We start from the raw sequence: 4,381 nt of genomic DNA on the forward strand, positions 1-4,381 counted from the left end.
ACTTATTATTTTTAACATCGAATCGCCTAAAAAATAGTCGCTGTCAGTGCCATGGTCGAATGTTCAACACGCCCTATTCTATTCATTTAAAAAGAGCTATTTCAACATGATACCCATTGCTTTTTTGAAGAACCCACCATAAGGCGGCAATAGTAAATTCATACCATTTAATTTATTTTGTACAAAAATAGGCTTCATATGGCTCAAGCGCTCAAATCCTGCTTGGCCATGATAAGCACCCGTACCTGAATGACCAACACCGCCAAACGGTAAATCATGCTGCACGACGTGCAATATTACTTCATTGATACATAGGCCGCCTGATACGGTATGTGAACGCACTTGCTCAATCTCATTTTGATCATCGCCAAAGACATACAATGCAAGAGGACGCGGACGCGCATTGACATAATCGATAGCGTCTTCTAGCGTGTCATAGTGCACTAGCGGCAGCACAGGAGCAAAGATCTCATTTTGCATCACTTCACTATCATCGTTAGGCTCGCTGACGATAATCGGCGGCATCAAGCGCGTGTCGATATTAGGCTCGGCATCGGTTAGGAGATGCACATCCTCACCGGGCAGCTGATCGAGATAGCCTTTCACGCGTTTGAACTGTTGATTATTGATGATGCGTGAATAGTCTGGATTGTCGGCGATATTAGGATAGTGCTTATCCATCCACTCTTTGGCTAAGCGGATAAATGCCTCATGTTCTTTACGCTGCACCAATACATAATCAGGTGCGATACAGGTTTGACCCGCATTGAGAGTTTTGCCCATCATCACACGATTAACCGCTGACTCAAGATTAGCACCATTTAGCACAATAACCGGCGACTTACCGCCAAGCTCAAGCGTCACTGGCGTCAAATTAGGCGCAGCAGCTGCCATGACTTTTTTGCCGACAGCGGTTGAGCCAGTATAGAGCAAATGGTCAAAGGGCAGCTTGCTGAACTCTTGAGCAATATCAACCTCCCCTAACACTACGCAGACCATATCTTGCGAAAAATAGCGCGCCACGGCCTCTGCAAACGATTGCGCAAATTTCGGCGCCGCTTCACTCATTTTTACCATGACGCGATTACCTGCCGTGAGCGCATCTATTATCGGCCCTACCGCCAAAAATAATGGGTAATTCCAAGGCACCATAATACCAACCACGCCTAGCGGCTGCGGCTGAATCTCATTATGAGCGGGCATATAAAGTGCTGAGATGGAAGCACGGCGCGGTTTCATCCATTTTTTGCCGTATTTTCTAGCGTGACTGATACCGGTAAAGCTTGGAAATAGCTCTGCAAATTGCGTCTCAGACTCACTACGATAGCCAAAATCGGCACTGATCGCTTGCGCTAAGCTATCCTGCCTTTCGCTTAGCATCAGCTCCAAGTTATCCAATTGCTCAGCGCGAGTGGCCCAATCATTGATAGGCTGATCGCGACTTAGCTTATATAAGTGCGAAAACTGCGCGTGCATCTCATCAATGGTCGTTGCAATGCTCAGCGACTGACTCGTCTCGTTTGCCATGTGATGACGAGTTTGCTCAATAATCTGATCATCGGCCTGATAGTTGTTTTGCTGTGTATCTGTCATTTGTCATCCTTGTCATAAAAGCTAGCGTCAAGACGCACTAGCGGGTTGCTCTCTAATGTAGCGTATTGACTGGCGAATGAAAAGCACGATTATCAGACTTATAGGTTCGTATCAGCTAATCATTTTGTTACCGGATATACATGAGCGCTAAAGTAGTACTATATAAACACGAGCACTAAAAACGGCTACCAATTTTGTCTTAAGCTAATAAAAGCACTTAATTTACCGCTATATCTATATTCATTAGATAAAAAAAACTGCTACACTTAATGATTATTTTTAGCCTTTATTATGAGGATATACCTCACTCTACACCTTCTAAAATAGCGAGACTTATGCAGCCTCTTAGTGATACTCTGATTAGTCGCACCTTTGCTGATGCTGATTATGTGGCAACGAGCGATGCAATGCGCGCAAGCATACTCAAGCGCATCGAAGTGAAACAACAGCAAGGGCTGCGGACCCCCGATGAGCTATGGATTGTCGATCACAACGATGTCTATACTTTAGGTCAAGCCAGCAAACCCGAGCACATATTGCAGCAAACAGATACCCCTATCATTCAAACCGATCGCGGCGGACAAGTGACTTGGCATGGACATGGCCAGTTAGTGATCTATTGGCTGTTCGACTTAGACAGCTTAGGCTGGAGCGTACGCAATTTGGTTTCTCACGCAGAGCAAGCCTTAGAAGACGTGATCAATGATTGCCTCAAGAGTCACTGCTCCAGTGAGAGCGCAGCATCAGACTTTAAAGCCAAAGCCCGGCGTGATGCCCCAGGCGTCTACATCTACTCAGGGACAGTTACCGATGAAGCTAATACTGAAGCTCAGACAACTGATAATATTATGCTCGGTAAAATCGCCTCATTAGGATTCAAAATAAAGCACGGTTTTAGCTATCATGGTTTAGCGCTCAATATCAACTGCGACTTATCAGCTTTTAACGCCATTAACCCTTGCGGTTACGCGGGCATGCAAATGCTGCGCTTGGCAGATTTTGTCTCTATTGATAATAACGACGTGGATAACCACAAAATGAATAATAACGAAGCGACGCTCAGTTACAAGCGAGTCAGCCAGATGCTTATTGATAATATTGCACAGCGCCACGCCGGCGATATTGCTCTGCGTCCTGTACCGCCAAAGTCTTAGACTGCATAATATCGTGCCAGTATAGACTTAAGGCAAACAAGAAAAATAAATACAAACTTGTTATACTCGCACTCGGCAGCCATTAAGCATTGCGAGATTTGTGGTTTAATGGCGCGGTATAAACACAGATATTCTTGTTTAATATTCAATAATAGCAACAGTTGGAGACCCTTTATGGCAGATTTTAATCAGATTTTGGACGCCGGTGATGTTGATGGCGGCGTTATCAATGTAGTCGTTGAGATACCTACTGGTAGTAGCCACAAAATCGAATGGAACCGTGAGCTTGCTGTATTCGAGCTTGATCGTATTGATCCGCAAATCTTTGCTAAGCCTTGTAACTATGGCTTTATCCCGCAAACCCTTGACGAAGATGGCGATGAGCTTGATGCGCTAATCATCACTGAGCAGCCACTGCCAACAGGTATCTTTTTGAAAGCTAAAGTTATCGGCGTTATGAAGTTCGTTGATGATGGTGAAGTCGATGACAAGATTGTTGTCGTGCCTGCTGATGATCGCGATACGGGCAACGCTTATAACAGCTTAGAGGACTTACCTAAGCAGCTGATCAACCAGCTAAACTTCCACTTTAGTCACTATAAAGACCTCAAAAAAGCCGGTACTACGGTCGTTGAGTCTTGGGGCGACGTCGCGGAAGCCAAAGAGGTGATCAAAGAGTCTATCCAGCGCTGGAAAGATCTATAAGTGAATACTTGCGTTTTATGATGCCGCTCTTCATTTAACAGTCATTATGTTGCTTAAAAAGAGCGAGCTTTTATTTGCTGCAATCCGAATGGGTTGCAGCATTTTTTTTGAAGATTTGGGTAACGTTTTGCTTAACCCTTAGCGCTTTTAGAGTTGCTATAATAAACGCTATCTGACCAAATATTACTATCAAAAAAGGCTCCTTATGTTTAATCCAGACGCCAGCTCTCAAGCCATCCGTAAAAAACTGCCAAAGTCGGTCGTCATAATGATCGAAAAAGGTAATCTTGTCATGGCCATCAAGACGTTAGCCGCTGACGAGGGTATCAGTATGGACGCCGCTAAAGCGCGTATCGATGAATATGAAGCCGCCCTCAAAACCAAACAACACCAACAACTCACTTCTATCGCCAGTAAGCAAGGCATTCCAAATAGTGCTATTAGCTCAGATAGAGAGGTCGCTAATGAAGATACTGCGCCTCTACAAAAACAACGGGTGAAATCTACGCCTCCTGAATCAGGGTTTAAGAGCTTGCAGCGCGGTGTCGATAGTAAGCTCGATGATATCGGCTATAAAAAACCCCTACTGCCCTATTGGGCTAAACGCCTATTAATTATCGCTGTCGTGATGCTAGGGTTGTTTTGGATATTGTGGCGTATTTTTGGCTAGATGACAGTTTCGTGAGTCTGTTATAGGTGGTTGTTTAATAGTGGTCTGTTTTAAGTAGTCTTTAAATAGGTTTACAGGGTGAAATGACTGGTTCGGTTGGGGTATAGCTTTTGAAACCATTTTTCTTTATATTGTCACTTAGACAGCCTACTTTTTGAACCACTACCCGGATATAAATGTAACTATGAATAAAACAACTTTTAAAATATCGAAGATGGACTGCCCTTCGGAGGAAAACCTAATCCGAATGAAATTAGAG

4 protein-coding genes are annotated in these 4,381 nt (G+C 44.2%); 3 read left to right on the forward strand and 1 reads right to left on the reverse strand.

From position 1 onward, the window contains the following. Positions 1 to 96: 96 nt before the first annotated feature. Complete coding sequence (locus AAEY83_RS12465; protein WP_413771568.1) at positions 97 to 1,527, reverse strand: coniferyl aldehyde dehydrogenase; 1,431 nt, start codon at positions 1,525 to 1,527, stop codon at positions 97 to 99. 401 nt (positions 1,528 to 1,928) lie between these two features. Here AAEY83_RS12465 and lipB point away from each other — a divergent pair, with 401 nt between their 5' ends. From lipB to AAEY83_RS12480, 3 genes are all read left to right on the forward strand, one after another. Then, entirely contained in the window at positions 1,929 to 2,747 is an 819-nt protein-coding gene (lipB, locus tag AAEY83_RS12470) for a lipoyl(octanoyl) transferase LipB (RefSeq protein ID WP_025644143.1), read from the forward strand. Positions 2,748 to 2,921: 174 nt separating this feature from the next. Then, on the forward strand, positions 2,922 to 3,452 hold the full coding sequence (locus tag AAEY83_RS12475) for an inorganic diphosphatase (RefSeq protein ID WP_025644142.1): 531 nt from the start codon (positions 2,922 to 2,924) through the stop codon (positions 3,450 to 3,452). Between the two features lie 205 nt (positions 3,453 to 3,657). Further along, a complete protein-coding gene (locus AAEY83_RS12480; RefSeq protein WP_025644141.1) occupies positions 3,658 to 4,122 on the forward strand; it encodes a hypothetical protein in 465 nt (154 codons plus the stop codon). Positions 4,123 to 4,381 lie beyond the last annotated feature (259 nt).

The sequence above is a fragment of the Psychrobacter sp. TB20-MNA-CIBAN-0197 genome (genome assembly GCF_040309765.1).
In the GTDB taxonomy this organism is placed as follows: domain Bacteria; phylum Pseudomonadota; class Gammaproteobacteria; order Pseudomonadales; family Moraxellaceae; genus Psychrobacter; species Psychrobacter submarinus.

Excerpts from the sequence above, each read along its gene's own strand:
- AAEY83_RS12465 (WP_413771568.1), bottom strand. The coding sequence starts at position 1,527 with ATGGCAAACGAGACGAGTCAGTCGCTGAGCATTGCAACGACCATTGAT.
- lipB (WP_025644143.1), top strand. The coding sequence starts at position 1,929 with ATGCAGCCTCTTAGTGATACTCTGATTAGTCGCACCTTTGCTGATGCT.
- AAEY83_RS12475 (WP_025644142.1), top strand. The coding sequence starts at position 2,922 with ATGGCAGATTTTAATCAGATTTTGGACGCCGGTGATGTTGATGGCGGC.
- AAEY83_RS12480 (WP_025644141.1), top strand. The coding sequence starts at position 3,658 with ATGTTTAATCCAGACGCCAGCTCTCAAGCCATCCGTAAAAAACTGCCA.